General features: G+C 37.5%; 61 protein-coding genes and 2 tRNA genes. 62 read left to right on the forward strand and 1 reads right to left on the reverse strand.

Annotated features, from left to right (window positions below):
• The first annotated feature begins 1 nt into the window (after nucleotide 1).
• From FN001_RS07100 to FN001_RS07365, 56 genes are all read left to right on the forward strand, one after another.
• Nucleotides 2-235 (forward strand): hypothetical protein, encoded by a 234-nt coding sequence (locus FN001_RS07100; protein ID WP_142411328.1) that lies wholly within the window; start codon nucleotides 2-4, stop codon nucleotides 233-235.
• A gap of 14 nt (nucleotides 236-249) precedes the next feature.
• On the forward strand, nucleotides 250-483 hold the full coding sequence (locus FN001_RS07105) for a hypothetical protein (RefSeq protein WP_142411329.1): 234 nt from the start codon (nucleotides 250-252) through the stop codon (nucleotides 481-483).
• 16 nt (nucleotides 484-499) lie between these two features.
• Nucleotides 500-934, forward strand: coding sequence for a hypothetical protein (locus FN001_RS18415; protein WP_243121967.1), 435 nt, complete (start codon nucleotides 500-502; stop codon nucleotides 932-934).
• Nucleotides 931-1113 carry a hypothetical protein gene (locus FN001_RS07115; RefSeq protein WP_142411330.1) on the forward strand — a complete coding sequence of 61 codons (183 nt, stop codon included), beginning with the start codon at nucleotides 931-933 and terminating at the stop codon, nucleotides 1111-1113. Before FN001_RS18415 ends, FN001_RS07115 begins: the two co-directional genes overlap by 4 nt.
• 113 nt (nucleotides 1114-1226) lie before the next feature.
• Nucleotides 1227-2177, forward strand: coding sequence for a hypothetical protein (locus tag FN001_RS07120; protein WP_142411331.1), 951 nt, complete (start codon nucleotides 1227-1229; stop codon nucleotides 2175-2177).
• Nucleotides 2178-2303: 126 nt separating this feature from the next.
• Complete coding sequence (locus FN001_RS18715) at nucleotides 2304-2471, forward strand: type II toxin-antitoxin system HicA family toxin (RefSeq protein WP_486463509.1); 168 nt, start codon at nucleotides 2304-2306, stop codon at nucleotides 2469-2471.
• A gap of 12 nt (nucleotides 2472-2483) precedes the next feature.
• Nucleotides 2484-2870, forward strand: coding sequence for a hypothetical protein (locus FN001_RS07130; RefSeq protein ID WP_142411333.1), 387 nt, complete (start codon nucleotides 2484-2486; stop codon nucleotides 2868-2870).
• Nucleotides 2854-3276 (forward strand): hypothetical protein, encoded by a 423-nt coding sequence (locus tag FN001_RS07135; protein WP_142411334.1) that lies wholly within the window; start codon nucleotides 2854-2856, stop codon nucleotides 3274-3276. Before FN001_RS07130 ends, FN001_RS07135 begins: the two co-directional genes overlap by 17 nt.
• A gap of 33 nt (nucleotides 3277-3309) precedes the next feature.
• The gene (locus FN001_RS07140; RefSeq protein ID WP_142411335.1) at nucleotides 3310-3477 is read left to right on the forward strand and encodes a glycogen/starch/alpha-glucan phosphorylase; all 168 of its coding nucleotides are present in this window, start codon (nucleotides 3310-3312) and stop codon (nucleotides 3475-3477) included.
• Nucleotides 3478-3480: 3 nt separating this feature from the next.
• Nucleotides 3481-3702 carry a hypothetical protein gene (locus tag FN001_RS07145; protein WP_142411336.1) on the forward strand — a complete coding sequence of 74 codons (222 nt, stop codon included), beginning with the start codon at nucleotides 3481-3483 and terminating at the stop codon, nucleotides 3700-3702.
• 33 nt (nucleotides 3703-3735) lie between these two features.
• Complete coding sequence (locus tag FN001_RS07150; protein WP_142411337.1) at nucleotides 3736-4095, forward strand: hypothetical protein; 360 nt, start codon at nucleotides 3736-3738, stop codon at nucleotides 4093-4095.
• Nucleotides 4067-4405: a hypothetical protein gene (locus FN001_RS07155; protein WP_142411338.1), complete on the forward strand. Its 339-nt coding sequence runs from the start codon at nucleotides 4067-4069 to the stop codon at nucleotides 4403-4405. The genes FN001_RS07150 and FN001_RS07155 overlap by 29 nt, the downstream gene beginning before the upstream one ends.
• Before the next feature lie 14 nt (nucleotides 4406-4419).
• Entirely contained in the window at nucleotides 4420-4632 is a 213-nt protein-coding gene (locus FN001_RS07160) for a hypothetical protein (RefSeq protein ID WP_142411339.1), read from the forward strand.
• A gap of 77 nt (nucleotides 4633-4709) precedes the next feature.
• Nucleotides 4710-5120 (forward strand): hypothetical protein, encoded by a 411-nt coding sequence (locus FN001_RS07165; protein WP_142411340.1) that lies wholly within the window; start codon nucleotides 4710-4712, stop codon nucleotides 5118-5120.
• Between the two features lie 18 nt (nucleotides 5121-5138).
• The gene (locus FN001_RS18420) at nucleotides 5139-5582 is read left to right on the forward strand and encodes an LPD11 domain-containing protein (RefSeq protein ID WP_243121968.1); all 444 of its coding nucleotides are present in this window, start codon (nucleotides 5139-5141) and stop codon (nucleotides 5580-5582) included.
• Nucleotides 5583-5584: 2 nt separating this feature from the next.
• On the forward strand, nucleotides 5585-6106 hold the full coding sequence (locus FN001_RS07175) for a hypothetical protein (protein ID WP_142411341.1): 522 nt from the start codon (nucleotides 5585-5587) through the stop codon (nucleotides 6104-6106).
• A complete protein-coding gene (locus FN001_RS07180) occupies nucleotides 6093-6413 on the forward strand; it encodes a hypothetical protein (RefSeq protein WP_142411342.1) in 321 nt (106 codons plus the stop codon). The genes FN001_RS07175 and FN001_RS07180 overlap by 14 nt, the downstream gene beginning before the upstream one ends.
• Before the next feature lie 13 nt (nucleotides 6414-6426).
• The gene (locus FN001_RS07185; RefSeq protein WP_142411343.1) at nucleotides 6427-6618 is read left to right on the forward strand and encodes a hypothetical protein; all 192 of its coding nucleotides are present in this window, start codon (nucleotides 6427-6429) and stop codon (nucleotides 6616-6618) included.
• Nucleotides 6566-6871 (forward strand): hypothetical protein, encoded by a 306-nt coding sequence (locus FN001_RS07190; protein WP_142411344.1) that lies wholly within the window; start codon nucleotides 6566-6568, stop codon nucleotides 6869-6871. Before FN001_RS07185 ends, FN001_RS07190 begins: the two co-directional genes overlap by 53 nt.
• 19 nt (nucleotides 6872-6890) lie before the next feature.
• Nucleotides 6891-7214, forward strand: coding sequence for a hypothetical protein (locus FN001_RS07195; RefSeq protein WP_142411345.1), 324 nt, complete (start codon nucleotides 6891-6893; stop codon nucleotides 7212-7214).
• A gap of 86 nt (nucleotides 7215-7300) precedes the next feature.
• A complete protein-coding gene (locus tag FN001_RS07200; RefSeq protein WP_142411346.1) occupies nucleotides 7301-7567 on the forward strand; it encodes a hypothetical protein in 267 nt (88 codons plus the stop codon).
• Nucleotide 7568: 1 nt separating this feature from the next.
• Nucleotides 7569-7853: a hypothetical protein gene (locus FN001_RS07205; RefSeq protein ID WP_142411347.1), complete on the forward strand. Its 285-nt coding sequence runs from the start codon at nucleotides 7569-7571 to the stop codon at nucleotides 7851-7853.
• A 23-nt stretch (nucleotides 7854-7876) separates the two neighbouring features.
• Nucleotides 7877-8512, forward strand: a complete 636-nt coding sequence (locus FN001_RS07210; protein ID WP_142411348.1) for a hypothetical protein — start codon at nucleotides 7877-7879, stop codon at nucleotides 8510-8512.
• A 5-nt stretch (nucleotides 8513-8517) separates the two neighbouring features.
• Nucleotides 8518-9402: a hypothetical protein gene (locus FN001_RS07215; RefSeq protein WP_142411349.1), complete on the forward strand. Its 885-nt coding sequence runs from the start codon at nucleotides 8518-8520 to the stop codon at nucleotides 9400-9402.
• A gap of 33 nt (nucleotides 9403-9435) precedes the next feature.
• Nucleotides 9436-9624 carry a hypothetical protein gene (locus tag FN001_RS07220; RefSeq protein WP_142411350.1) on the forward strand — a complete coding sequence of 63 codons (189 nt, stop codon included), beginning with the start codon at nucleotides 9436-9438 and terminating at the stop codon, nucleotides 9622-9624.
• Between the two features lie 38 nt (nucleotides 9625-9662).
• Nucleotides 9663-9968 (forward strand): hypothetical protein, encoded by a 306-nt coding sequence (locus FN001_RS07225; protein ID WP_142411351.1) that lies wholly within the window; start codon nucleotides 9663-9665, stop codon nucleotides 9966-9968.
• Nucleotides 9969-9980: 12 nt separating this feature from the next.
• A complete protein-coding gene (locus FN001_RS07230; protein WP_142411352.1) occupies nucleotides 9981-10286 on the forward strand; it encodes a hypothetical protein in 306 nt (101 codons plus the stop codon).
• 12 nt (nucleotides 10287-10298) lie between these two features.
• On the forward strand, nucleotides 10299-10538 hold the full coding sequence (locus FN001_RS07235; protein WP_142411353.1) for a hypothetical protein: 240 nt from the start codon (nucleotides 10299-10301) through the stop codon (nucleotides 10536-10538).
• Between the two features lie 31 nt (nucleotides 10539-10569).
• Nucleotides 10570-10800 (forward strand): hypothetical protein, encoded by a 231-nt coding sequence (locus FN001_RS07240; protein WP_142411354.1) that lies wholly within the window; start codon nucleotides 10570-10572, stop codon nucleotides 10798-10800.
• Nucleotides 10801-10819: 19 nt separating this feature from the next.
• Nucleotides 10820-11155: a hypothetical protein gene (locus FN001_RS07245; RefSeq protein WP_142411355.1), complete on the forward strand. Its 336-nt coding sequence runs from the start codon at nucleotides 10820-10822 to the stop codon at nucleotides 11153-11155.
• Between the two features lie 23 nt (nucleotides 11156-11178).
• Nucleotides 11179-11454 (forward strand): hypothetical protein, encoded by a 276-nt coding sequence (locus tag FN001_RS07250; RefSeq protein ID WP_142411356.1) that lies wholly within the window; start codon nucleotides 11179-11181, stop codon nucleotides 11452-11454.
• Nucleotides 11455-11484: 30 nt separating this feature from the next.
• The gene (locus tag FN001_RS07255) at nucleotides 11485-11712 is read left to right on the forward strand and encodes a LexA family protein (RefSeq protein ID WP_142411357.1); all 228 of its coding nucleotides are present in this window, start codon (nucleotides 11485-11487) and stop codon (nucleotides 11710-11712) included.
• 1 nt (nucleotide 11713) lies between these two features.
• Nucleotides 11714-11914, forward strand: coding sequence for a hypothetical protein (locus FN001_RS07260; RefSeq protein WP_142411358.1), 201 nt, complete (start codon nucleotides 11714-11716; stop codon nucleotides 11912-11914).
• A 33-nt stretch (nucleotides 11915-11947) separates the two neighbouring features.
• Nucleotides 11948-12175: a hypothetical protein gene (locus FN001_RS07265; RefSeq protein WP_142411359.1), complete on the forward strand. Its 228-nt coding sequence runs from the start codon at nucleotides 11948-11950 to the stop codon at nucleotides 12173-12175.
• A 1-nt stretch (nucleotide 12176) separates the two neighbouring features.
• A complete protein-coding gene (locus tag FN001_RS07270; RefSeq protein ID WP_142411360.1) occupies nucleotides 12177-12398 on the forward strand; it encodes a hypothetical protein in 222 nt (73 codons plus the stop codon).
• A 2-nt stretch (nucleotides 12399-12400) separates the two neighbouring features.
• A complete protein-coding gene (locus FN001_RS18035; protein WP_185911864.1) occupies nucleotides 12401-12574 on the forward strand; it encodes a hypothetical protein in 174 nt (57 codons plus the stop codon).
• A 25-nt stretch (nucleotides 12575-12599) separates the two neighbouring features.
• On the forward strand, nucleotides 12600-12818 hold the full coding sequence (locus tag FN001_RS07275; protein ID WP_142411361.1) for a hypothetical protein: 219 nt from the start codon (nucleotides 12600-12602) through the stop codon (nucleotides 12816-12818).
• 85 nt (nucleotides 12819-12903) lie between these two features.
• Nucleotides 12904-13260, forward strand: a complete 357-nt coding sequence (locus FN001_RS07280; protein ID WP_142411362.1) for a hypothetical protein — start codon at nucleotides 12904-12906, stop codon at nucleotides 13258-13260.
• 19 nt (nucleotides 13261-13279) lie between these two features.
• A complete protein-coding gene (locus FN001_RS07285; protein ID WP_142411363.1) occupies nucleotides 13280-13468 on the forward strand; it encodes a hypothetical protein in 189 nt (62 codons plus the stop codon).
• 10 nt (nucleotides 13469-13478) lie between these two features.
• The gene (locus FN001_RS18600) at nucleotides 13479-13604 is read left to right on the forward strand and encodes a hypothetical protein (RefSeq protein ID WP_275950562.1); all 126 of its coding nucleotides are present in this window, start codon (nucleotides 13479-13481) and stop codon (nucleotides 13602-13604) included.
• Nucleotides 13605-13926: 322 nt separating this feature from the next.
• Nucleotides 13927-14175 carry a hypothetical protein gene (locus tag FN001_RS07290; RefSeq protein ID WP_142411364.1) on the forward strand — a complete coding sequence of 83 codons (249 nt, stop codon included), beginning with the start codon at nucleotides 13927-13929 and terminating at the stop codon, nucleotides 14173-14175.
• Nucleotides 14176-14177: 2 nt separating this feature from the next.
• Nucleotides 14178-14411 (forward strand): hypothetical protein, encoded by a 234-nt coding sequence (locus FN001_RS07295; protein ID WP_142411365.1) that lies wholly within the window; start codon nucleotides 14178-14180, stop codon nucleotides 14409-14411.
• Nucleotides 14412-14424: 13 nt separating this feature from the next.
• A complete protein-coding gene (locus FN001_RS07300) occupies nucleotides 14425-14616 on the forward strand; it encodes a hypothetical protein (RefSeq protein WP_142411366.1) in 192 nt (63 codons plus the stop codon).
• Between the two features lie 28 nt (nucleotides 14617-14644).
• A complete protein-coding gene (locus FN001_RS07305; protein WP_142411367.1) occupies nucleotides 14645-15067 on the forward strand; it encodes a hypothetical protein in 423 nt (140 codons plus the stop codon).
• Nucleotides 15060-15272 carry a hypothetical protein gene (locus tag FN001_RS07310; protein ID WP_142411368.1) on the forward strand — a complete coding sequence of 71 codons (213 nt, stop codon included), beginning with the start codon at nucleotides 15060-15062 and terminating at the stop codon, nucleotides 15270-15272. The genes FN001_RS07305 and FN001_RS07310 overlap by 8 nt, the downstream gene beginning before the upstream one ends.
• A 17-nt stretch (nucleotides 15273-15289) precedes the next feature.
• Nucleotides 15290-15517 carry a hypothetical protein gene (locus FN001_RS07315; protein WP_142411369.1) on the forward strand — a complete coding sequence of 76 codons (228 nt, stop codon included), beginning with the start codon at nucleotides 15290-15292 and terminating at the stop codon, nucleotides 15515-15517.
• A gap of 214 nt (nucleotides 15518-15731) precedes the next feature.
• Nucleotides 15732-16340 (forward strand): hypothetical protein, encoded by a 609-nt coding sequence (locus FN001_RS07320; RefSeq protein ID WP_142411370.1) that lies wholly within the window; start codon nucleotides 15732-15734, stop codon nucleotides 16338-16340.
• Nucleotides 16341-16391: 51 nt separating this feature from the next.
• Complete coding sequence (locus FN001_RS07325; RefSeq protein ID WP_142411371.1) at nucleotides 16392-16604, forward strand: hypothetical protein; 213 nt, start codon at nucleotides 16392-16394, stop codon at nucleotides 16602-16604.
• A gap of 17 nt (nucleotides 16605-16621) precedes the next feature.
• Nucleotides 16622-16912, forward strand: coding sequence for a hypothetical protein (locus FN001_RS07330; RefSeq protein ID WP_142411372.1), 291 nt, complete (start codon nucleotides 16622-16624; stop codon nucleotides 16910-16912).
• A gap of 16 nt (nucleotides 16913-16928) precedes the next feature.
• On the forward strand, nucleotides 16929-17339 hold the full coding sequence (locus FN001_RS07335) for a hypothetical protein (RefSeq protein ID WP_142411373.1): 411 nt from the start codon (nucleotides 16929-16931) through the stop codon (nucleotides 17337-17339).
• A 52-nt stretch (nucleotides 17340-17391) separates the two neighbouring features.
• Entirely contained in the window at nucleotides 17392-17625 is a 234-nt protein-coding gene (locus tag FN001_RS07340) for a hypothetical protein (RefSeq protein ID WP_142411374.1), read from the forward strand.
• 31 nt (nucleotides 17626-17656) lie between these two features.
• Nucleotides 17657-17887, forward strand: coding sequence for a hypothetical protein (locus tag FN001_RS07345; RefSeq protein ID WP_142411375.1), 231 nt, complete (start codon nucleotides 17657-17659; stop codon nucleotides 17885-17887).
• A 34-nt stretch (nucleotides 17888-17921) separates the two neighbouring features.
• The gene (locus FN001_RS07350; RefSeq protein WP_142411376.1) at nucleotides 17922-18101 is read left to right on the forward strand and encodes a hypothetical protein; all 180 of its coding nucleotides are present in this window, start codon (nucleotides 17922-17924) and stop codon (nucleotides 18099-18101) included.
• Between the two features lie 216 nt (nucleotides 18102-18317).
• Nucleotides 18318-18500 (forward strand): hypothetical protein, encoded by a 183-nt coding sequence (locus tag FN001_RS07355; protein WP_142411377.1) that lies wholly within the window; start codon nucleotides 18318-18320, stop codon nucleotides 18498-18500.
• 130 nt (nucleotides 18501-18630) lie between these two features.
• Nucleotides 18631-18819: a hypothetical protein gene (locus FN001_RS07360; RefSeq protein WP_142411378.1), complete on the forward strand. Its 189-nt coding sequence runs from the start codon at nucleotides 18631-18633 to the stop codon at nucleotides 18817-18819.
• Between the two features lie 95 nt (nucleotides 18820-18914).
• Nucleotides 18915-19670 (forward strand): tyrosine-type recombinase/integrase, encoded by a 756-nt coding sequence (locus FN001_RS07365; RefSeq protein ID WP_185911865.1) that lies wholly within the window; start codon nucleotides 18915-18917, stop codon nucleotides 19668-19670.
• Between the two features lie 7 nt (nucleotides 19671-19677).
• Here the strand turns inward: FN001_RS07365 and FN001_RS07370 are convergent, their stop codons facing one another.
• The gene (locus FN001_RS07370; RefSeq protein WP_142411380.1) at nucleotides 19678-19890 is read right to left on the reverse strand and encodes a helix-turn-helix domain-containing protein; all 213 of its coding nucleotides are present in this window, start codon (nucleotides 19888-19890) and stop codon (nucleotides 19678-19680) included.
• A gap of 179 nt (nucleotides 19891-20069) precedes the next feature.
• Here FN001_RS07370 and FN001_RS07375 point away from each other — a divergent pair, with 179 nt between their 5' ends.
• The 6 genes from FN001_RS07375 to FN001_RS07400 all read left to right on the forward strand — a co-directional run bounded on the left by FN001_RS07375 (nucleotide 20070) and on the right by FN001_RS07400 (nucleotide 22681).
• The gene (locus tag FN001_RS07375) at nucleotides 20070-20429 is read left to right on the forward strand and encodes a type II toxin-antitoxin system PemK/MazF family toxin (RefSeq protein WP_243121969.1); all 360 of its coding nucleotides are present in this window, start codon (nucleotides 20070-20072) and stop codon (nucleotides 20427-20429) included.
• A 2-nt stretch (nucleotides 20430-20431) separates the two neighbouring features.
• Nucleotides 20432-20701, forward strand: coding sequence for a hypothetical protein (locus tag FN001_RS07380; protein WP_142411381.1), 270 nt, complete (start codon nucleotides 20432-20434; stop codon nucleotides 20699-20701).
• 272 nt (nucleotides 20702-20973) lie between these two features.
• Nucleotides 20974-21045: transfer RNA gene (locus FN001_RS07385), tRNA-Gln, on the forward strand.
• A gap of 169 nt (nucleotides 21046-21214) precedes the next feature.
• A tRNA-Leu gene (locus tag FN001_RS07390) sits at nucleotides 21215-21301 on the forward strand.
• Nucleotides 21302-21342: 41 nt separating this feature from the next.
• The gene (locus FN001_RS07395; RefSeq protein ID WP_142411382.1) at nucleotides 21343-22011 is read left to right on the forward strand and encodes a hypothetical protein; all 669 of its coding nucleotides are present in this window, start codon (nucleotides 21343-21345) and stop codon (nucleotides 22009-22011) included.
• Nucleotide 22012: 1 nt separating this feature from the next.
• Nucleotides 22013-22681 carry a hypothetical protein gene (locus FN001_RS07400; protein WP_142411383.1) on the forward strand — a complete coding sequence of 223 codons (669 nt, stop codon included), beginning with the start codon at nucleotides 22013-22015 and terminating at the stop codon, nucleotides 22679-22681.

A 22681-nucleotide genomic window follows, 5' to 3' on the forward strand; every position in this document is an offset into this window, starting at 1 on the left:
TATGTTTGACTGCATGGAAATTCATAATGACTACGATCATAGAACCTGGCAAAACGGAACCGAGAACGCAATTCGTCGTTCGCGGATTTCCCGAAGCAAGAGAAAAGAAGCTCTTAAAGCGAAAGCTATAGGGCTTCTGCTCCTGATCGGAGGACTGTGCGTCCCGTCATTAGACGGTGACATCAGTGTAACTATTATGATGTCAGCTCTGGGATTAGGGCTGATGTTTTTATAAAGGAGAAAACAGAAATGGCAAACGTATTCACATATATTAAGGAGGCAAGTCGCAGACACAAGATCGTGAAACTTCACGAGCTTTGTTGCAAGGGAACCGCACAGAAGCCCGTTCGGGGTTTTAAAAATGTGGCTTGGGAAACATGGGTGGAACTGATGGGATATTACAGGGCATGTACAGACCATCAGGAAAACAGAGCCGCGTTATCCAGACAGGCAAGAAACGTCCTGTCTCGGATCGGACTGTAGGGAGGTGAAAAGAGAAATGAAAAAAGTATTAACATTGCGTGATCTGCTTCCGTTTATCAGTTATGGAGCTACACTCCAGATTATGGAGATCTCCAGGTCAGAACGGAACCAATACGGAAACTTCGGAGGATATGCTTACGAATACATTTTTCCGAAAAGTGATCTCATCGTGCGTGAAGTCATTGAGCAGTGTTATCCGGAACTGCTTGACAGGGAAATCGCTGATGGTATTCACGGCGAGGGCGAGCGTGAGGGGATTTATATCCACATGTATAAAGATCCTGAACGCAAGTTTGTGACATACGAAGAGCCGTTTGTGGGTCGTGTGTTCACAGCAAGCCAGATGCACGAGGTCTATCGTGATCTTGTAGATAAGGCAGAGTATCCGGATTTCTCTGTGTGGTTTATGGATATGCTGAAGACACACATTTTCAAGGAGGTGAAAGAATGACTGAGAGAGAAGCGAAAGCCTACGAAGCAACCATGCAGATGTTACGGTCAAAATACCCGTGCCGTGGGTGTGCCTACTATACGGCTTGCGGAGATCCGGAACGGACGAGGGAATGTGACGGTCGGAAACTGGTTGTCCGGAAGAGAAGTGGAGTAGTAAGGCATCTTACAGAAATGTGAGGTGCTATTTTTTTACCCTAAAATGCATAAATATACGAAAATATGTATATTTGTGCAATACAAAACTGAATATAGAAAACAAAAATAAAGCGAATAAAAAGGAGAAATGAATTATGTGTATGACATTTAAAGAGGTTACAGGAAGAGAGAACAAAGGAAATAAAAGCGAGCTTAAGGGACTTTTAAAAGCAGCCGTTGATGCAAAGATGAACGCTGTCATTGTACGGATCCCGGTGGAACTTCTGGAAATTGATGAGACCTATCAGATTCCGGAAAGAACTGCAAGAAGCTTGGACTATCTCGTAAGACACTGGGACGACAACAAACTGTTACCGTTGGCAGGTGTCCCGCACTGGGAGGAAGGCAAGGTATACCTGTTCGATGGTTTTGGCAGGTGGATCGCATCTCAGCTCATCAGCGAGCCGAAGACAGATTTACAGGTAATGGTAATTCTCAACGCTCCGACAAATCCGACAGAGCGCAGGGTTTACGAAGCGAAAATGTACGCGTTCCAGAACGTTGGAGTTGCAAGAATGACGGCGGTTCAGAAACATGGTGCGATGCTCCTGATGCACGATAAGGCAACCATGATTCTTGAGGAAATGAAAAAGAAATATGATTTCGAGTATGTTGCCAATAAGGGAAATCGGTCTGCGAGTGTTCTTGGAAGTTATACAGAGGCACTTTTTATGTGTAGACAGGGCGCAGATCTCGCAGATTTCATCTTCCGCATTTGCAAGAAAGCAGGATTCGACCGTAAGGCAAATGGATATAGCACTTATATCATGAGAGCTTTAAGAGACTTATGGAAACTGTATCCAGAGAACAGAACAGAAGTTGAAAAGGCGATGGTTAAGTACCTGCGTAAAATCGAACCAGTGTTCTTAAAATCAGAGGCAGTTGTCCAGTATCCGTTGGTTGATTATAAGATTGCTTGCAGTCTCTTCCTTGAAGATATCGTTGTACGTGAGTTAAATGTTGAGCATAGGCGAAAAGCAGAAAACGGAAGAGTGAAATTTATCATCCAGCCGGAAGATTTAAAAGAAAAAACGGAAAAACACTGAATATTTATACATAGTCAGACCTTGCCGGTGAGTTCATCACCGGTGAGAATGTGGTCATGTATGTGAACGCAAATACAAAAAGAAAGGAGAATGCAAATGAGTAGGAAGGTTCGTCTCACGAAAGAGATGCGAGAGTTTGAGCCTGTCTTGCGACGGAACGGTTATGTCCGTGTACGTTCAAGCGGTTCACATTTCATTTATATCAACCGCACGACTCACAGACATATTTCGGTCAACAAAGATCTAAACCGAGAAGTGAGAGCACGGTTGATTAAGGAAAATAATTTGGAATAGGAGGAAGAGAGAATGAAATATAAAGAAATTTTACGGAAAAACAATATTGCCCTGCTTGAGAACGAGGCAGGGACAGAGTATGTGGTTGCGGTTGGATACGATCCAAACGGACCAGAAAATCAACAATGGGGATATGGGAATTATTATCCATACTGGATGAATGCAGATAAAAAAGCTGCAGCCCTCGCTTCTGCATTGGAATACTTTCGTTACAGAACGGAAGATGATTATATCTCACGTTCACGGATGGAAGAGATTGCAACGTCGGCACTTCACGAACTGAAGGAAACCGATGAGGATTCTTTCACAGACTTTTGTGAGGGAGATCTGGATCTCACAGAAGAGGAAAGAAAATGGTTTGGTTTAGACAAGGAGGATGAAGATGTGGAAGATTCATGATGATGGGACTCATCCATGCTACAACATGAAAAATGTAAAAAGCAATTATGAGATGCTTTTTCTCTTACGGGACATGTGGAAAAGATTTCCGACAAAAGGGAAGTACAACGATTACGACGGCGTAAGAGATCTCAAACAGAGTATCCGTATCTATTTCAAGAATCAGGCACAGAAATCGGAACGTAGAGTATTTGATGCCGATTATAACGGTGCTACATTTCTAATCGAACTTCCGGCAGAGATTAAAACAGAAGAGATGGCAGAAGGCTGGTTCGAGGCAAATGAGTACAGGGAGTGTGTGCCGTCACAGTACGACTGCACAGGCCAGGAATTTACAGCGTGGCATAAACTCGTAAAGAGAAGAGGCAGATGGTGGTGTTATCACCGGATCTGTCTGGACGTGTAAATAGATATTTTAAGCGAGAAGGAGGAGCTTTACATGGCAAATATAACAGTAAAATTTGAAATCAAAATGGAAGTGGACGAAAAAGATTTTGATCAGCTTAAAAAGTTGGAACACCATGCCGACTATCTTCTTGATCTTGACAGTTGGAATGAAATCAAGAGGATATTTGATACAAAAGTGACACGCATTGAGGAGGAATAAATCATGACAAAAGAATTTGTGTACAACAAAACAAAAGAGATCGGTAAACTTGGTGATCAGTCCGTAGAAATTGGGCATTACATTGTAGATGGAAAGCAGATGGCAGATAAGGTATACCTGGTATCTCATTTTACACGAAAGAACGGAAATGAGGAAAGTAAAGCAACTGCGATCTGTACAGTTGACCAGGCAAAAGAGCTTGGAAAGATTTTACAGAGCGAGTAAAGAAAGCAACATTTCATAGGGAAGGGAAAATTCATGTATAGAGTTGAGTGGTTAAATGATGATACATGTATTAAAGGTGGGTTTAAAACGTGTGAAGAAGCTCACGAATGGATTAGAAAACACCATTTTAAGAAATTTGCTTTCCCAATGGTGTTTTATGACGGAGAGCAGAAATGCGTGTTTCATTTGGAAGATTGGAGGAAGACTATTATGGTAGAAATGACAAGAGAAATGCAGAAATGCTTTGATGAGATGAATGATAAGCAGAAAATTAGAATGTTCTATGAGCTCACAAAATATATGTGTGAGAATATGGAATACGGAGACGATAAAGGGATGAATAATCTCATCGAAGATATTGCTAATGTTAAAAATGACATTGAAAACTTATGAAACTAAGATTTCAGGAGGCAAGAAAGGAAAGATAACAATGAAAAATGTGAGAGAAAGCGAAATTAAAAAATGTATCTTTAAAGACTATAACGACTTTAAGGATATTATTGATGAGATCACAGATGGACTTTTAGTCTGTGATTATAATTTAGATGGTCTTTATATCACAGAATCTCACAAGGCAGAAGAAAACGACGATCACTGGGACGGTGAAATTTTAGATGCATTATCTAAATATTTTGATGTGAAAGTAACATCGTTTCATGCAGACGATAGCAAACACCTGGGTGTATGGATTTGCTTTGAATAAAGGTGGTGAGGTAAATGGATATTGAGAAACAGAAATTAGAGGCACGAGACATGAATGCTTTGGTTGATCATTTGATCAAACTCATCGAGTCAAATGACTCACGGTATTCATTCGAATGGTCATGTGGCAATTCAATGGAAGTATACGACAGAGAAAAAGAAGTCGGATACGTGTTGCACATTGATAAAATTCAGTATGATGCAAATGGAAATGCAACAAATTTATAGCGACCAGACAAAGGCAACCAGAGAATATATAACTGGTTGTCTTTTATTATGCAAAAATAGAAAGTGAGGAAGCGTTTATGTACGATTTTACAAAAAATGAAATGGAAATTATCAAAGATAACTTAATGTCATTTATTGCTAATTTCGGAAAGCCACGGATTGAGCGTGGAGATGATGGTAGAGGCTTCTATGTATTCACTGATAATTCAGATTCATGGAGACAGTATTGCTACAACATTGACTATCTGAATGGATGGTTATATGGCTGCGTTCAGGCAGCTTGTGGAAATCCAAAGCGAGACGAAAAAATAAGAGAAATGTGTTACAGCGCAGGATTTAGGGAAAGATATGCAGTCTTGCATGGTAAAAGAAAAACGAAAAATATCAATGGTCATAGATGCTATGTATTCACATATTCAGAAGATGACGAATACCAGGATGCTAATGGTGCGACTTACGACACAGTGACAAGAAATTGGATCGGATAGAAAGGTGAGGCGATTGTCATGTTAAAAGTAAAATATGTAGGTTTTGGTGGGTGTATGGAGCGGCCTTATTATGAGGATGAAAACGGAAGATTGTATTTTGACGAGAACGATGGCAGGAATGGATTACGGTTGTGTACAGGAGCATATAGACATGAAGACGGAGACATTTGGGGTGAACCAGAAACATCTGTTACTGAAGAAGTTGTATGTGATAAACCATTCGTAAGACATCCAAGAGAATTCGACTACATGATGTTATGCAGATTAAAAATGGACTGTGATTATTTTTTGGGCAATGGAAATGGATACGAAGGACATCTGTATTATAAGTCAGTTGAAGAACATTGTGACGGAATGGAAAAAATATGGAACTCATTCGCAGACGATGAAAAACCAGAGTGGTTGACAATGGAACAGATTAAGGAATACAGAGAACAGATGTTAAAAGCGAGGAGGATATAGTTATGTTGCCACAGATCCAGTATGATAAAAAATTCCTTGGAAAATTAAAGAGTAATTATTTTAATGCAAAGGTGTTATATGAAATGATTAAAGAAAACGCAGAAGAGATTCAGAGAAAAGTTCTTGCAGAGAATGAATTTTATGAGACAGAAGATGTTGCGGAAATGATGGAAAAGAGGGGCGGAGACGGAAATCCTAAGCGTATTCTTGATCCAGATTTAACATACATGATGGATTTGGACAAGGAACTTCCACGGTTTATTGACCTGTGTTATCCGGAATATGTAAAAGCAGGAATTGCAGATCCAAGAGGTAAAGAATATATTCCAGAGGCAAACGCAAAAGATTTGATGTATGAAGCAGAAAAGCAGCTTGTAGAATATGGAATTGATATTATCCCTGATGAGTTTGGAGAAAAAGAAACTCTTAGAAAAGCAGTGCGGATGATTAAATATAGAGACAAGGTGCTTGATTTAGTATTGAGATTAGAAAGTGCGGAGGTGGAGAACTATGCAAATTCTTGACAAAGCAATCACACCAAACGGAATAGAAATTGAATTACATGATTTAAGTGGCGAACACAAATTGCCAGACTACAACGGAATAATAATTACCTTTTGTACAGTTGCCGAAAATGCTTTTCCTGAAGGAAAAGGATGGTATGCACAAAAAGGCAAAGAATTTCGGTCATGCATTTATAGCCAGGGAAATTATACAAAAGACATGGTGAAGGCAGATTATGAAGCATTAAAAAGTGGTACAAAAACTCTTGCGGATTTAAAAGCACATTTTTGGAATCGTCAGAGAGATTGTTTTGTGCTTGGATTATAGGAGGTGAAAAATTATGCTGAAAATTGAAATTAAAACAGGAAACGCAGCATTTTGTGATCCATATACTGGAGAAGAAGATAAACATTTTGAAGGTTTTGAATTAAATAGAATCCTTGATGAAATCAAGATGAAAATCGCAGAAGGTTATACATATGGAACTTGTCTTGATATCAACGGAAATAAAGTTGGAAAATGGAGTCGCTAAAATTGGAAATCATAAAGGAGAAACTATGCTGAAAACACTAAAGGAGATGTTAATTGAAGCCGGTTATTCTGAAGGCGAAATGGATCACCATGAGTCAGATTTATATGTATATATAACACCACTTACGACAAAGGTAATTGAAGAATGGTGTAAGGCACATGATTATAGAATGGCTTGGCATTGTCCTATATTCAAAGACCAGATAACAGGTAGAATGATGTATGATTGTGCATTTCAGTGGTATGAAAATTAGCAGGTAGGAGCGTGATTATATGGCGAAGCAAATATATTACTTGCATAGCTGCAATGAATGGAAAGAATATTCCAGCATGAGACTTTTATTCATTGGCACATCTCAACAGAAGTTAAAGATGAAAATCTCGAAAGAGATTGAAGAAGGCAATATGGAATATAAACCTGTTACTACAAGATACGATTATGTTGATGGAGAATTTAAGTTGGTTGACAAAGAAAATACCCCAAAAGAGCAGGCAAAACTGTTTAGACAGGATTGGAAAACAGAAACAGGAGATATTATTAAGTCTGAATTAAAATATGGAGATTTTGATTATACATATAATAATGAAGAAATGTAATCAAAGGAAATTGTAATTTCAAATAGAGAATAATAAGGCAGATGCAGAAATGTATTTGTCTTATTTATTAGAAAGGATGGTGTGCTATGAAATACTCCTTAATAAATTATTTCGATGTGTGGGGTAATGATAAGGATGGATATGAAGTAAATAACCTTTGTGTTGAGAAAACAGGGATTACCATTGCATATGATGCGACAGAAAAAGAAATATTGGACTATCTTGTACAAATTGGATTTCTTAATACATCAGACATGAGGAAAGTGAGAATAAATACATTAGACGAAGAGATGATGGAAATTTATGCGGTTAAGGGTATGCAGCCATTGGGAAGATTAGAAAAGGAGGTATAAAATGCAAAAAGTTCGGTTTGTAACGGAAGAAAAGGATAAGGTGGTGGTTTGGTGTGAAACAAATTCAATAATCGTCTTTAAAAACTTCATGCAATACATACTTGATAATATGAACGAACCTGAAAAATTTATGATTATTGATACGACAAATGACTTAGTTTATGGAGCGTATTACATCGCAACAAAACAATATGAAATGAGGAAAAGAACATTCGAAGAAAGAATGGATAATATTCAAACAGGTAAATGGAGTAAATTTACTGATGCAGAATTAAAGGGAATGTAGTTTGAATTTACGGAGGTAGAAACATGGGAATCATTTATGACAAAAATGCAAAAGAAAAAGAACTGTATTCTGCATACGGTCTCACCGTATATGGAAAAGAAAACAGATATGAATCAATATGGTCACCGGATGTGAAATCCGTATTTATTACGTTACGGATTTCAGACAAGGAGAAAGATCTGGTTGATGAATATCTTGGGAATAATTGCATCTTCCCAGGCACGTTCAAATCAACGATTGATAATTTCTTATGGTGGATCAGCAACGACAAACCAGATGATTATGATGTCAAAACACATATCCTTAAATGTCTGTGTAGTAGCAACTGTTTGTTTAATACTCAGATCGAGAACAGAAAACGTAAAGAAGAACAAGAAAAAGCTGAGGAAGATAGAAGCAAGAAATTAGCCGAAGAACGCAAAGAAAAGGTAGAAGCGATTAAACGGTACTGCAAAAATAAGCATCTTGTTTTTTGTCAGAACTGGAGAGGAGTTTATTTGTTCAAGGTTGATAATGAACGTGCAAAAGAAACGCTTGAAAGTGCTAATTCTGATCGACTTGACAGTTATATAAGCTATATGAAAAAACACAGTGTTGTAGATGCAAGACTGGTTGCAGATGGAGATTTAGACAAAATTTACGAATATATTCGGAGGTAAAACATATGGCAGATAAAGAATACAGATACTATAAAGAAAACGGAAAGCTTATGAGACTACATATTGAACAGGATAATGAACCGCTTGATCCACGGTATGATTGGGATGGTCAAATAGGCAAAATGATGTGTTGGCATAGAGATTATAGACTGGGAGATTACAAGGATAATGATTATTCGGATAATGAAGACTTTTTGAATAGCCTTATAAGAGAAAATGTAGAAGAGAAAACAATCATTAACTATATCAAAGCAAAGAAAGCATCTAATGGACTTGAGTTGAGATATGACAGACATGAAAAAATGTGGCAGCTATGGGGAACATATTATTGGTTTCCACTTGGCACAAGCAGAGAAGCAAAATTTGATGTAATAGAAGAATACGAATCACTTGATTGGTTAGTCGATGATATGATTGAAGCTTTACCGCAGAAAGATAAATGGTATTTGTTAGAGAAACATGCAAATATTGTATATCTTCCACTTTATCTGTATGACCATAGCGGAATTACAATGAGCACTGGAAGTTTTGGTGACAGATGGGATTCTGGACAGGTTGGATATATTTACACTAACAAGAAAACAATTTTTGATTGCGGTGGGAAAATTTGGAATAAAAAAGGGAATTACGTAAAAATCACAGATAAAAATTGGAAGAATGCTGCATACCAGTGGATGCAAAGCGAAGTTGATGAGTATGACATGTATCTAACTGGTGAAGTATATGGAGTTATTACGGAAGAATACGATGCAGAAGATGATGTCTGGGAAGAGAAAGACAGTTGTTGGGGATTCTTTAATGATAAATGGGGTGATGAACTTATTAAAGAAGTTGCATTGAGTTTTGGAGTAAGCGAAACATTATATAAGAAGATGGATGAAGTAGCATAAATCAAATGAAATAGCAATTTCGGAGGGAAAAATATGAATAACGAAGAATGCGCAAAGATGTTCTGTGACGCTATAAGGCTGATGGGAAAAAGACCATTAAATATCCATAACTTGGAAAATTATTTATCTCTACATTTCGATACCTGGATTGAAAAATACGCAAACGACCCAGAGTCGTTAGCAGAAGAAATGAAATCATTCGCAGAAATGAAACTTGACTAATGAAACAGTTATTTTAAATGAAACGGAGGAGAATCAATATGAAGAAAATTATCAATGGAAAAATGTATAACACAGAGACGGCAAAGGCACTTGCAACATCTTATCACGGAACGCCAGGAGATTTTAGCTACTACGAAGAGACTCTATACAAAAAGAAAACTGGTGAGTATTTCTTATATGGAATCGGTGGTCCTGCAAGTCCATATTCACAGAGTTGTGGACAGAACAGTTGGTCTGGCGGTGATGGATTTGAACCGCTTACGGAAAACGCAGTGCACAAATGGGCAGAGAAAAATATTTCTGCCGATGAATACTGTGAACTTTTTGGAGAACCGGAAGAGTAGGAGACAAACGAGATGAAAAAATATGGAATTGTATTAAAAGAAAAACATTTTACAGATGGTCTGACGGCAAATGAGATTATGGAGCTGTTAGATATGTTTGATGGAAATACAGAAGTTTTTCCAATCGAGCTTGAGGCAAGATATCAGGAATCTTCCGCCATAGGATTCATTACAACAGATGCGGCAGAAGAAATGGATTTCGATTATGAGTCTTCTGGATTACATGATTTTATTGCTGTAATTTTGGATGATATGAAAAACGAAAATGCTGATCACGAATACGAGTTTCGTGGCGTAAAAATCTATATGGACAGATAGGGAGGTATACATATGGTAGCAACAGGAAAACGGAACGAATTTACGGTTGGCGATTTTCTTAGCAAGATCGCTGACAATTATCTGGAAATTAGGATCAATGAATATAAAAACGATGTACATACAGGGAGACGATGGACTATCCCACGGCATGGGAAATTGACTACTGAGATCCCTGATGATGTATTAGAAGCGAAAGTATCAATGATTGTACTGTATTTCGACGGGATGAGCATTGAAATTGAGGGAAAATAAAACAAGAGTTTTAACAGATTGGAGCGTAAAAATGTCAAGTTTAAAATGGAAAATTGTACACGAATGTGATGACGAAGATGGGAATCCTACTCAATGGGCATCAGAAATCAATCATCCTCAATATGGGAAATATTGCTGGATTAGCGATGCTGATGAATATTTTATTGTAGAAGTTGATTGTGGAGGGTTCAAAGAACTTGCTAAATGTAAATCACTTGCCAGCGCAAAAAGATGGGTTTCTGCACAACTGATGAAACGATGATTTGGAAAGGATGAAAAATATGGAATGTAATTATATTGAGTATCGCAGATTGACAGAGCAGATGTTTTATGGAACTGCACAAACAGATTCACATCTGAATCAGTATACAGAAATTTTAAGGCAGTATCTTATAAATGGTGGCGCTGGTAATATTATGCAAAAACTTGGTGTTGGAATACAACTTACAACTAAGAAACTTATGTTATTACCTGAAGAAGTTGTTACGAGAAGATTTATATGGATTAAAGGAAATAGGAAGGGGAAATTATTAGAAAAACATGAAATAGAGGCGTTGGGAATGTTTCTTGCTGGTGGTGCTTTATATGGGAAAGAAGATAACTACATATGGGATTGAATCGGAAATTTCAGGAGGTATTTATGAAAAATTATATCATTGTAAATTCAAATACAGACAACGACAATGTGGTGCTTTACAGATTTTACGGAACTGAAGACGATATGCTTAGAAAAATGTTAGATCTGGCAAAAAAGACGGTAGACGAAGATGAAGATTATGAAGAAACCGAAATTCCAGAAAATATCTGTGATATTGATTTTAACGATTATAGCCATACATGGTCTATTATTCTTAGTGGATATGAATATTCGGAGTGCTATGTTGCAAAAGAATTCGATCAGATTGAATTAGTCTAACGGGGAAGTAGATTTAAGAGGTGATTGATTATGGAAGAGAAAATTTTAGAGTTTTGTAAAGAGTATTTTAAACAGCATGGATATGCTCCATCCTCACGGGAAATTGGAGACGGAGTTGGACTTTGGAGTACTTCGTCGGTAAACCTACATATGAATCGGCTGTACGATCAAGGACTGATCGCCAGCGATCACAGAGGGCTGCCACGGGCATTTAGAGTTGTTGGAATGTCAGTTGTGGATGGAAATCGGAGGAATTAATATGGACAAAGAAGGGTTTATGCGATATGTAAAAGAAGAATTTCCAGGAGTAATTGATACTCATTGGAATTGGGATTTATTGGAAAATATTCTTGACTTTGCAATATTAGAATACGATGGAAAACCTACAAAAGAATTAATAAAATTCTTGATGTATATAATCCCAGAAGTAACAGATGAAGAGTATAGAATATTTATGTAATAATATGAAAACCGCATTTCAGGAGGAAGTTATATGGATAAAAATACAGAACAGGAATGTTATTTGGTACGACATGAATATATAAATGAATTTGGATTCTATGAAAAGGAAAGTATTGCAATTTACGCTACGGAAAAATTAGCACAGAGAGTGGTAGATAAGCTGAATTCAGAGAAAAAGCCAGAGGGAGATCCAGACTATGATCCTGTAGAAGATTATTTCTACGAACCATATATAATTCATACGGAAATGGAGGAATAAGATGTATACTTTTGAATTTACATATGATGAAGATGTCGATGGATTTGGATATATTCGGTTTTGTGCTGGAAGTCAGACCGAGGCAGAAGAGTTGTTCCATGAATGGAACCGTGAAAACGGATATGATAGCAATATTGGAGAAGATTATTCTGTAGAAATTGTCTACGATGAAAGCGACGCAAGAGAGTACGGAGATAATTATTTAGTTAAATTGGAGGATTAATCATGGATAAGGAATTAAAAGCAGAGGTGTTTATAACTTTACAGGGTCGTGAAGATGAGACAGATAGGCAATTATTAAAGAGATTCGATGATGTATTAGAAGATTCGCTGTGCTATTTAGTAGATCATCGGTTTGAGTATACAGTAAAGAAAAAGGAAATTATTAAAGAATGTTGAAAGCAAGGTTTCATGAGGTGATTCTATGGAAGTTTTCGCAAAATTCAAAAATGAAATAAACAGAGTAATTATTGAAATTCCAATGGGATATGAAAAAGAAAATGATCTCATGGGGCTCAATAGGCGAATTGAAGCGTATGATAGATTGGCAAATTTAATGGGCGAGAAGTACGTAGGCGAATGTATTCTCCTTAACGAATGGGATAAGGAAGAAGATAAGGCAGACGGTATCTGGTCGAAATAAAGTTTTCAATAGAATAAAACGGAGAATCAAAGAGTGTAGGGAAACCGGCACTCTTATTTTTATGCAAAAAATTGGAGGATTACATATGAAAGCATATAAATTATTGCGGAAGTTGTCAGATGGAAAATTGTATCCATTATTCATTCACAAGACACATACAACTCCATTTGGAGAATGGATGCAGGCAGAATGTTATCCAACAAAGGGATTTGCTGTTCGAAAAGGGTGGCATTGCTGTTTTACCCCTGTGGCCCCGCATCTTTCCATGAGACTTGCAAACGGAGAACAGCGTGTCTGGGTTGAGTGTGAAGTTGAAGATTATGATACATATAATCGACCTGAAAGTCAGGGTGGAACATGGATCCTGGCACAGAGAATGAAAATCAATAGAGAACTTACAGAAGACGAAGTTGCGGCAATTATCGGTGGAGTGGCTGCATAAAACAAAAATGGAGGAAAATATGGGAGTAGCAAGGGATTTAGTGGAAGAGATAAGAGATTCATTCAAGGAAAAGGATGTGTGGAGTATGGCTGATTGCGAGAAATTATGTTGGTTTGCCGGTATGGAAGATGAATGGAAACGAGCTGACGGAGAGAACTTCGAGGCGGTTTTGTACAAGGCAGCTAATAAACTCGGTGTAGAAATTTAGGAGGTACGATATGGAAGATAATGGAGCAGTAGCAGTTTTAATTGGACTTTTTGTTTTGAGCTTGTTAATGGGAATTTGTCCACTTATTACACTTGGAATGATTATTTACGCAGTAATCGGCTGCTTTAAGGGGTGATGGAAAAATGATTCTAACGAACTTTCAAAAGGTTTGTATTGTTGGATATTTCCTGCTGTGGCTTATGTATCCAGAAGTGTTGTTTGGAATTCTTGTGGTAGCAGTTGTAATTAAATTTTTAGTGGGGTGATGATATGTATAAGAAATTAGATGTGTATGTAAACGGAAAATATGAGTTTTCAACTAACAGATTCAGAACACCAAGCGAATTACGGAATCATATCAGGGCGGTTAAGCATCTGGAAATCGCTTCGGTCCCGAATGCGAGGTATTTGACAGTGAATGATTATGACAAAATTGTGATTAGAACAGGAGAATGGAAATGAAAATCAGACGTGGAAATAGAGAATATGTATTAACAGCCAGCGAACTGTATGAGGCTCATAAGGAATTTGTGATCAATTTCATGAAAGAGGAGTTGAAGACTCAGTATAGTGTACCGGCTCCGTATGCAATCGAATATTCTGAAAAAGCATATGAACGGTATTCAGAGGGGAATGGCGAAACTGAATACGAGTGCATCGAATGGGCGGCAAAGCAATACGAAAAGAAATACGGAGAGGTGGCGTGAATATGAAAGCTCATGGATATGTGTGGGTACAGGTATATAAAGATACAACTCCGTTCGACGACGGCGGAGATGATAACCTGTTGGATGTTCAGGTAAAGGAAAGCGTATTACAGAAATACATGGAAAAGAATGGTTTGAATGATGATTGGCTGGAAACATACACGGCTGATGACACAATGGATTTCTATGAGTTCGCAAAGAACGATATTGTTGATATGCAGCCGGTAGGATGGTAAAGGAGGTATATTTATGAGATTTGAAAAACAGCCATATCTTGGAAAATATGATTGGTATTTCCAGATTGGAGACACCAGTGGACGTAAGGCATTTTGTATTTTATTAAAACATTATACAGGTGATGGATTCGGACTAAGAATTAATTTATGCCATGACTGGTTAATCAAGCTATTTGGTTTTAATGAAAAAATTATTGGTGTATGAAACACATGTTTCAGAGGAGGGAATAGCTATGATGAATATAGAAAAATATACGGAAACAGTAGTAGAAATGACATCGGTTTTCTGGCAGATGGTCGCTAAGAGGGAAATTGAGGTTCCGGAAGATAGTCGAGATATCTGGAAAACAATCGATCAGATGGCTAAAAAGTACGAAGAGAAACACGAAGGCACAGATTGGGACGATGTAAATGCAGAAGATTACTACGACTCGATTGAGGAATTCTGTTATTTAAAATTTTCAAAATACTTTGGAACAGAAGACCACGGAGCAGAGCGATTGGATACAATCGGCAGTCTGATCGATACTGTTGAAGATTTCCTTACGGAAAAAGGAATTGCGTCTGAAACTGAGGCATTTATTCAGGGACGGGACTATGATTATCTTGCCGATCAGTTCGCAATGATTCTGAAGAAAGGAAATCTGGATGAGTAAATATGAAATGAGCGTTGCCTGTCTCCTTGGTGGTTTACGGTATTTTATCGTTGAGGCAGACAGCGCCGACGAAGCGAAACAAAAATGTATGATGGAGCCGTGGATTTTACGGAATCATAATCTGTTAAATCTTAGCTCATTACGGGTTGTCAAGAAAATAAGGGAGCCAGCGGACACAGTTGCCCGACAAAAGGAAATATGGTAAACTAATGGGAGACAAAGATGAACCGAATCCGAAAAGAGAGAATCAAAAAGATTTACGACGAGCTGCGTCGTTGCCTTGGTGAGTTAAACGAAATCCATGACGAGGAAGAGGAATATCATGATAATATTCCCGAGAATCTTCAGGGATCGACAAGAGCAGAAACATCAGAAGAGGCAATAGAGAGTTTGGACAATGCGGCTGAGAGTATCTCGGAAGCTTGTGATTGTTTGGAGGCGATTTTATAAAAGATATAGTATTTTGGTGGCTATGTGTGGCGTTTGCTATAGGATGCTTTTTTCTGTCTATATTTGCTGTGTTTATAAACAAAAAGAGAAAGAATAAGACAATGATGAGAGCATGGATACTCTTAATGCCATTTTTCTTTGCAATGATGTGTTTCATCATGTGGATGGCACTTGACTGTGGCGGTTTAGGGTTTTATCTTGAGGAGGTATTAGAATGGGTTGGTTAATGAGTTTATTATTCGGTGGAGCCGCATTAGGCAGTGCAGCGAAATGCGGAATTGAAAATGCACAGTGTAGAAAAGATGTTCAACATTTGCCAAATGGGGTACCGTATTATTATGATCGTCAAGGAAGGAGATTTCTTCTTGACGGTCGGCAGATTTTTGGAACTGGTGATGATGTTAAAGATGCAAAAGGCAGAATTATTTGGTCAAGAACTGATCAATGGAATACGGAAGCTGCTAATAAAGTTCCGACTGGTCAGTATCGCTATTGTGCGCAGTTCTGCGATAGAAGTATAAATCCGGTAACAACCAATTTGGATACGGGAGAGCGTATTGCCCAGATTGAACGCAAAATTAAAAACGGAAAAGTTGAATGTAGAAAATGGCGTTGGTACGATATCTACCGTGATATTTATCCAGGAAGAGATCTTACTTATACATGCAAAGTTCTTCCAAATTCTGTCAAAGATGGAGATCCTGGTATTATAATCAGTGAGGAAGAGTTTGAAGCAATCAAGAAATGCCCTGGAGCCAGAGGCAGTATCACATATCATTCTTGTTGGGATGATGAGGATTATTACAGAACACACAGACGATGAAAGAATAGTTTCGGATGGAAAAGTTTAGTTGGTTTGAAAGGCAGTGATATTATGTTTGCCATCGCATATAAAGACAGATTAGGGAAAGGTTTTAGTGAAACGGAACCGTGGATTACAGATGACTTGGAAGATGATCCGAAGAAATATAAAATAAAGGCAAACGAACTGATTCGTGCTGGATATAAGAATGTTTTTATTTTCAAATATTCAGATCCAGTACCGGAAAGTATCACTTGGGATTACGTAAAGAAAAACGAAATATAGTTTTCGAAGGGAATTTTATGGAACTAAAAATTGGAAGATATGTATATGACGTAAATGAAAACGATTTACTTTTGGATAATGGATGTTGTTTTCAGTTGATTACCAAATTTACTGGCATAGGATTAGATTCTCAATCGCCAGCAAAATTGAGTAAAAAGCTTGTGAAGGATCTAAAAAAGTCGAATGCAATTTACACTAATGAGGATTTAAAAATGGCGGCAGAAAGCAGATATCGTTATTCTGGTATAACATTTTGGAAATTCGATATTGAGAAAATGAAGCATTTGGCAGAGCAAGAGAAAATTTAACTTTCATGAGGGAGAAATGGATAAGTTTAAAACAGTATCATTACAATTCGCAAATAGTAGGGTATATTTTGTTGGACGAAAAGATGTAATGTGGCACATTACCGAGTATTTTGACAGAAACAAAATAAACAATGGTCATCATTATGTAGAAAAGTATGTTGATATGGCTATAGAATATAATATATATATGGGAATGATGTCGAAGAAATTATGGAATAAAATATTTTGTGATTGCTTTGTAAAAAGACGATTAAATAAATATAATTTATTCATACCATTTGAAGCATATATGGAAGCAATGTGCTTTAATGAAGAGGGGCGTAAAGAAGTTAAACGTGTATTGGACTTTACAGATGATGAGCTTGATGATCTTGTAAAAAAATCTGAATGGAACAAAGCATTTGATTGGTGCAGAACTCAATTTTAAGCAGAGAATTTTAAAATGACGATTTCCTGCCAAAGCAAAACGAGGTGATTAAATGGATTTAGATAATATAACTGATATTGAATTACTAAGAAATATTGCAAAAACTTATATGGTACAAATGAAGCAAGATACTAACGCAAACGATGGAACAAATTATATATTTAAAAAAGGATATTGGTATTTTTTAGATCAAGACGAAACTGGGATAACGGTTTATACCGAAGATAGTTCTCATGCATGTTTTCTTGATTATGATGAAGCTGATAGGGTTTTAATTAAGAAATGAAAAATTGCTTTCATAGGGAAATGGAGGATAAATGGATTTAGATAATATCAACGACATTGAAATTTTACGAGATATTGCCAAAAGCTGCATGGTAAAAATAAAGCAAGATATAAGTGCAAATGACGGCACAGAATATACATTTAAAAAAGGATATTGGTATTTTGTAGACCAAGACGAAACAGGCCTAACTGTATATATCGAAAACGGGACACATGCATGTTTTCTTGATTATGATGAGGCGGATCGTTTTATATCAGTATAGATACGATGAAAGATTGTTTTCGAAAGGATAGAGCATGAAACAATTATATCTCGTACATACAGTATATGATGATTATAATCTGATTGTGAGGGCAGATAATGCCGACGAAGCAGAGGAACTGGCAAAAGACTGGTTCTGGGACAATATTAGTTCTGTGTTCGAACCGGATGAGTGGATTGTTGAGTTGTGTGATAATGATGAAGTAATCGAGTGAAAGGTTATTTTAAGGTGAAAATGAAAAATATTATATGGTGTGAAGTAACATGCGGGCGTTGTGGCAGGGCTGCTAATGGATGTGATTATTATAGCCCAGGCACAATACGAAAATTAAAAGAAGAAACTAAGGGCTGGACAGAAGACATGACGTATCGAGTTTTATGCCCCGTTTGCCAAAAAGAATTGGAACAAAAACGAGGTGATTTATAGTTAAATGAAGATGACATTAAAAGAATTAAATGCTTATGCTGGTCTTTTAAGAGGATTACAGTTAGAATATGAAGGTAAATTAAGTCAAGGCTTAGAACCAAGTAAACGAAAGAGATTAACAACCGTTTTAAACCTTATTATCGAAGAACGAAACAAAATAAATCGGTCGAAATATGAGATCGTATGAAAACGCTTTTTCGTTCATAAAATATATAAAACATTTTGTATGATACTAGAGAAATTTACTCTACAATTAGATATCTGAGAAAATACTATTAATGAAATCTGAATTTCGAGACAAGAAGGGAGATTATAAGATGAGTACAGCAACATGTATTAAGGACTATGATGGTGTTGGATTCTTAAAAGAGAATAAAGACGGATGTGAAGAAGTTCATATCAAAAAAGGTGATATAATTGAATTGGATAATCAAGGATATCTGTGGTTTGATAACGTATGTTTCGGACATATGGATGCTTATCCTGGACAATATTTTAAATTTTAATTTGATAAATATATTTATCTTTGAAAAGAGCGAAAAATTTTCGCTCTTTTTCTTTTGCTCAAAATGGAGAATAACCATTGGAAAGGATGGATTTTATGGCATTAGCAGTTGTAAAAAATGAAAAACAGGATGTGGTCCAGCTTAAGGTTGTAAATGGAACTGGCTGGTTCACAAAGAATGGACTATGGATCCCGAACCCTCAGTCAGAAGAGCGTTGGGTTGATCCGATCAGGGATAAGACTGATGTAGAGCGTTGCATTGAATACCTGAAGCTCAAAGTCCGGATGGCACATAAAAAGAATGAAAAATTCACCTCGAAGAGAAACTTGATGCTGTTCGTTGTGGGGATCAATATTGGATTACGAGTGTCTGATTTGTCTGCACTCAGGTGGTCAAACTTTTTTGAGAAGGATATGGAAACATTCGTGGACGCCAGAAATAAGAAGGAAAAGAAAACCGGTAAGAAAAAACTGGTGATTCCAAACGAGTCGATTCAGAACGTAATCACATGGTACTTGAGCGAAACCGGAATCCGGCCGGAATACGATGCACCGGTGTTTATCTCGTATAATACCGGAAAGGCAATCGGGAGCGTTCCTGTGACGAATATGATGAAGGATCTGCAGTATCATCTGAAGCTTAAAGGAAGTTATAACACACATAGCTTGCGGAAAACCAATGCGTATCAAAAATATATGATGTTAGTTGAGGCAGGTGATCCACTGGCCTTGGCCAAGATCCAACATAGTTTGAATCACCGGAATACAAGTGAAACGTTGAGGTATTTGGGATTAACAAGAGATGATGATATTAAAGACCAGTTCGCATTAGATGATTGGTGGGATATGTAAAGGACGGTTATTCACCGTCCTCATCTGGCAATATCTCAACGACGTCTTCGATACGGCAATTAAGATATTTACAAATTCTCTCGATTACTTCCATTGACACATACTCGCCTTTTGATAGCTTTGACATAACATTAGGACTAAGAGAAACAGCATTTTTTAATTGTGTTTTTGACATGTCCCGCTCAAGGAGTAATCTAAATAATGGTTTATAGCTTAACATACGAATACCTCCGCTATTCATATTTTAACATAAACTATCGGAGAGTCAATAAAAACTTGGCGAATGTGAAGTTTTACTATTGACATATAATCCTTGATGTGCTATATTAACTATACAAACAGAGATAAAAAATATTCAAACGAATAGTAAAAATATTAAAAGAGGGAGGAAGTGAGAACATGGAAATGGAGCTTAAAAAGTACGATATCGTGATTGCAGATTTTGGCGACGATGAATTTGCTGGTGAACAGGCCGGTGTTCGTCCGTGCGTTATTATTCAAAACAATACAGGAAACAAACATAGCTGCACAACAATCGTGATGGCGCTTACAACCAAAATTAAAAAGCTCAGACAGCCTACTCACTTCCTACTGATTCCCGGAAGCGACAATGGACTACGACAGGAGTCAATGGTTCTTGGAGAATGTATAAGGCAAATTTCAAAAGAGAGAATCATTGGTAAGATTGGTTCTGTCGAAAATACAGACGACAGATTAGAAATTAAACGTGTGTATAACGCAAATTTTGGGGAGGACTAACAGTGAATACGTATATTAAAATGACGGCGAAAGAAGCAATGGAAATTCTCGGAGAGGATTGTACGGTATTGGTATCAGTACAGGATCTTTCTTTGAAAAATAGCGTTGTGAAGTTTTCCAAGAAAAAAGGGAAAGATTGTCGTAACTTCATTGACGAGGCAAAACTGATTGCAAAAATCGAATGCGAACTCCGGGTATTTAGTGAAAAACAGCCAGACCCGATAGACTTTGAGCCAAGAGGATTTCTGAGAACGGTACTTTTAAGGGAATGATTGTCAAAATAATAACCAGAACAAGCGTTCGAAAAAAGTATTGACAGAACGCACGTTCGGGTATATAGTAAATATTGCCAACGGAAATAGGCAAAATAAAACCAAAAGAGCCTCTACACCGGGTTGCCGCCCATTGTGTAAAAGGCTCTTAGGTGCAAAAGCGGTCACCACAACTGCCATTGCGATATCATTATACATATTTTTCCCGAAAATCGCAAGGTATATCGCCAAACTATTTCCACTTGTTACCAATTTAATAGAGAAAAACCTAATGGGTCATCGCCAAAAGGTAAGGCACAGCACTTTGACTGCTGTATTTGTCGGTTCGAATCCGGCTGGCCCAGTGCGCTCGGATTTATGTCCGGGTGTCCTAACGGTCGGCGTTAGGTTACATAAGTAGAGTACAAGCTGCTCTAGGTGTATTTAGTGCGCGCAAAATACATTCACTTGTACAGGTTTGCCTTCTAATAGGTGTACCCATCATCGATTCCCGTCAGTCTCGGTGGTGGTCAAGCCCCAATGGCGGAACGGAAGACGCAAAGGTCTCAAAAATCTTTTCTTGTATTATCAAGAGTGTGAGTTCAAATCTCACTTGGAGCATTCCTTTTTTGGAGAATAAATAAGCGAAAGGAGATTGAGAAATGTATATTTTATCAGACGGAAAAAAATACGTGATGGAAAACGAGCTGAAGATCGGAGAGTATATGCCGACTACATATGCAGTCAAGGCAAAGAAATTCACCTATAAACAAGCGAAATCGTTTCTGAACAGACCGGGAAAACGGTACAGTTGGGTGAGATCATACCAGATGATCGATGATGGATCAGGAGAAAAACCTGACCAGCCATTCAGTTACAAGGGAAATGCTGGTGCTTATATCGGAAAGAATAATATTGAGTTCGATGAAAGTATCCTGGATAAGATCTATGAGGAGTCGCACAATATTTTAGGATTAGCCGGTTGGGATTCCGGACAGCTTAATACATATATGAATCTGTTGAGTGCGGCGTTAGGGAAATACGACAGTGCAGAATCGGACATCGTACATGCGTTGCAGACTTATAAAGATATACATAAGAAAAAGCCACAGGCTCATAAGATGGCGAAGATAGGGTACATCCTCGAAGAGGTGCGGGACAAGCATAAACGGATTAAAGAATGCATCCGGTACGTTCAGGTAATGCAGGACGGAATCAAGTATCAGTATAGTATCGGAAAATTGAAGGAAGAGTTATCGAAAGCGTCCAACTCTGAGTATAAGGGGAGAACAGAATATTATAAGACAGTATTAGATATACTCGGAGGTTGAGATGAGCTTAGAAGAATATAACGAAAAGGTACTGAAAATGCATTGGTCGTCCGAACAGTTGGCATTGGCAGAAGAATATTGTCAGAACGACATGTCAAAGTTGAAGGCAACGTGTTATCCAATCTTTAAAAGAATTGTTGGCGGAATCGACAAATGGGAATATGACGATCTTTATTCCTGGGGATTGCATGTATTGTGTGAGAGTATCAACAAATACAAAAAGGATCAGGACTGCAAGTTCCATACATATTTTGTCCACAATCTGGAACTGAGATATTATACATACTTACGGAATAAAAACCGTGATAAACGTTCAAATGTAAAAAAAGATAAAGATGGGAAGAAAACAATTTTCATTAAAAACGAATCTTACGATGCGATAAAGCAGAGTGGTCAGGCGGAAAAGGAATGCCTGGGGTCAGGCAATACGGTAGATGACATCCTTGAGGAACGCTTTAACTCTCTTTATATGAGTGAAAATATAGAAGAATATTTATCTCGTTTATCACGGAAACAACGGCAAATTATCTTGCTGTTAGCTAATAAATATGACCGTAAGATGATTATGGAAGAGCTGCATATTAGCGTCAAAGAATACAACGAACATATGGCGTGGATTCGCTCTGATTGCAACACAAGATATTTGTACAATAAAAGAAAGGAAGATTAA

Origin of the sequence: Clostridium sp. Marseille-P7770, from assembly GCF_902143525.1 — a bacterium.
In the GTDB taxonomy this organism is placed as follows: domain Bacteria; phylum Bacillota; class Clostridia; order Lachnospirales; family Lachnospiraceae; genus Pilosibacter.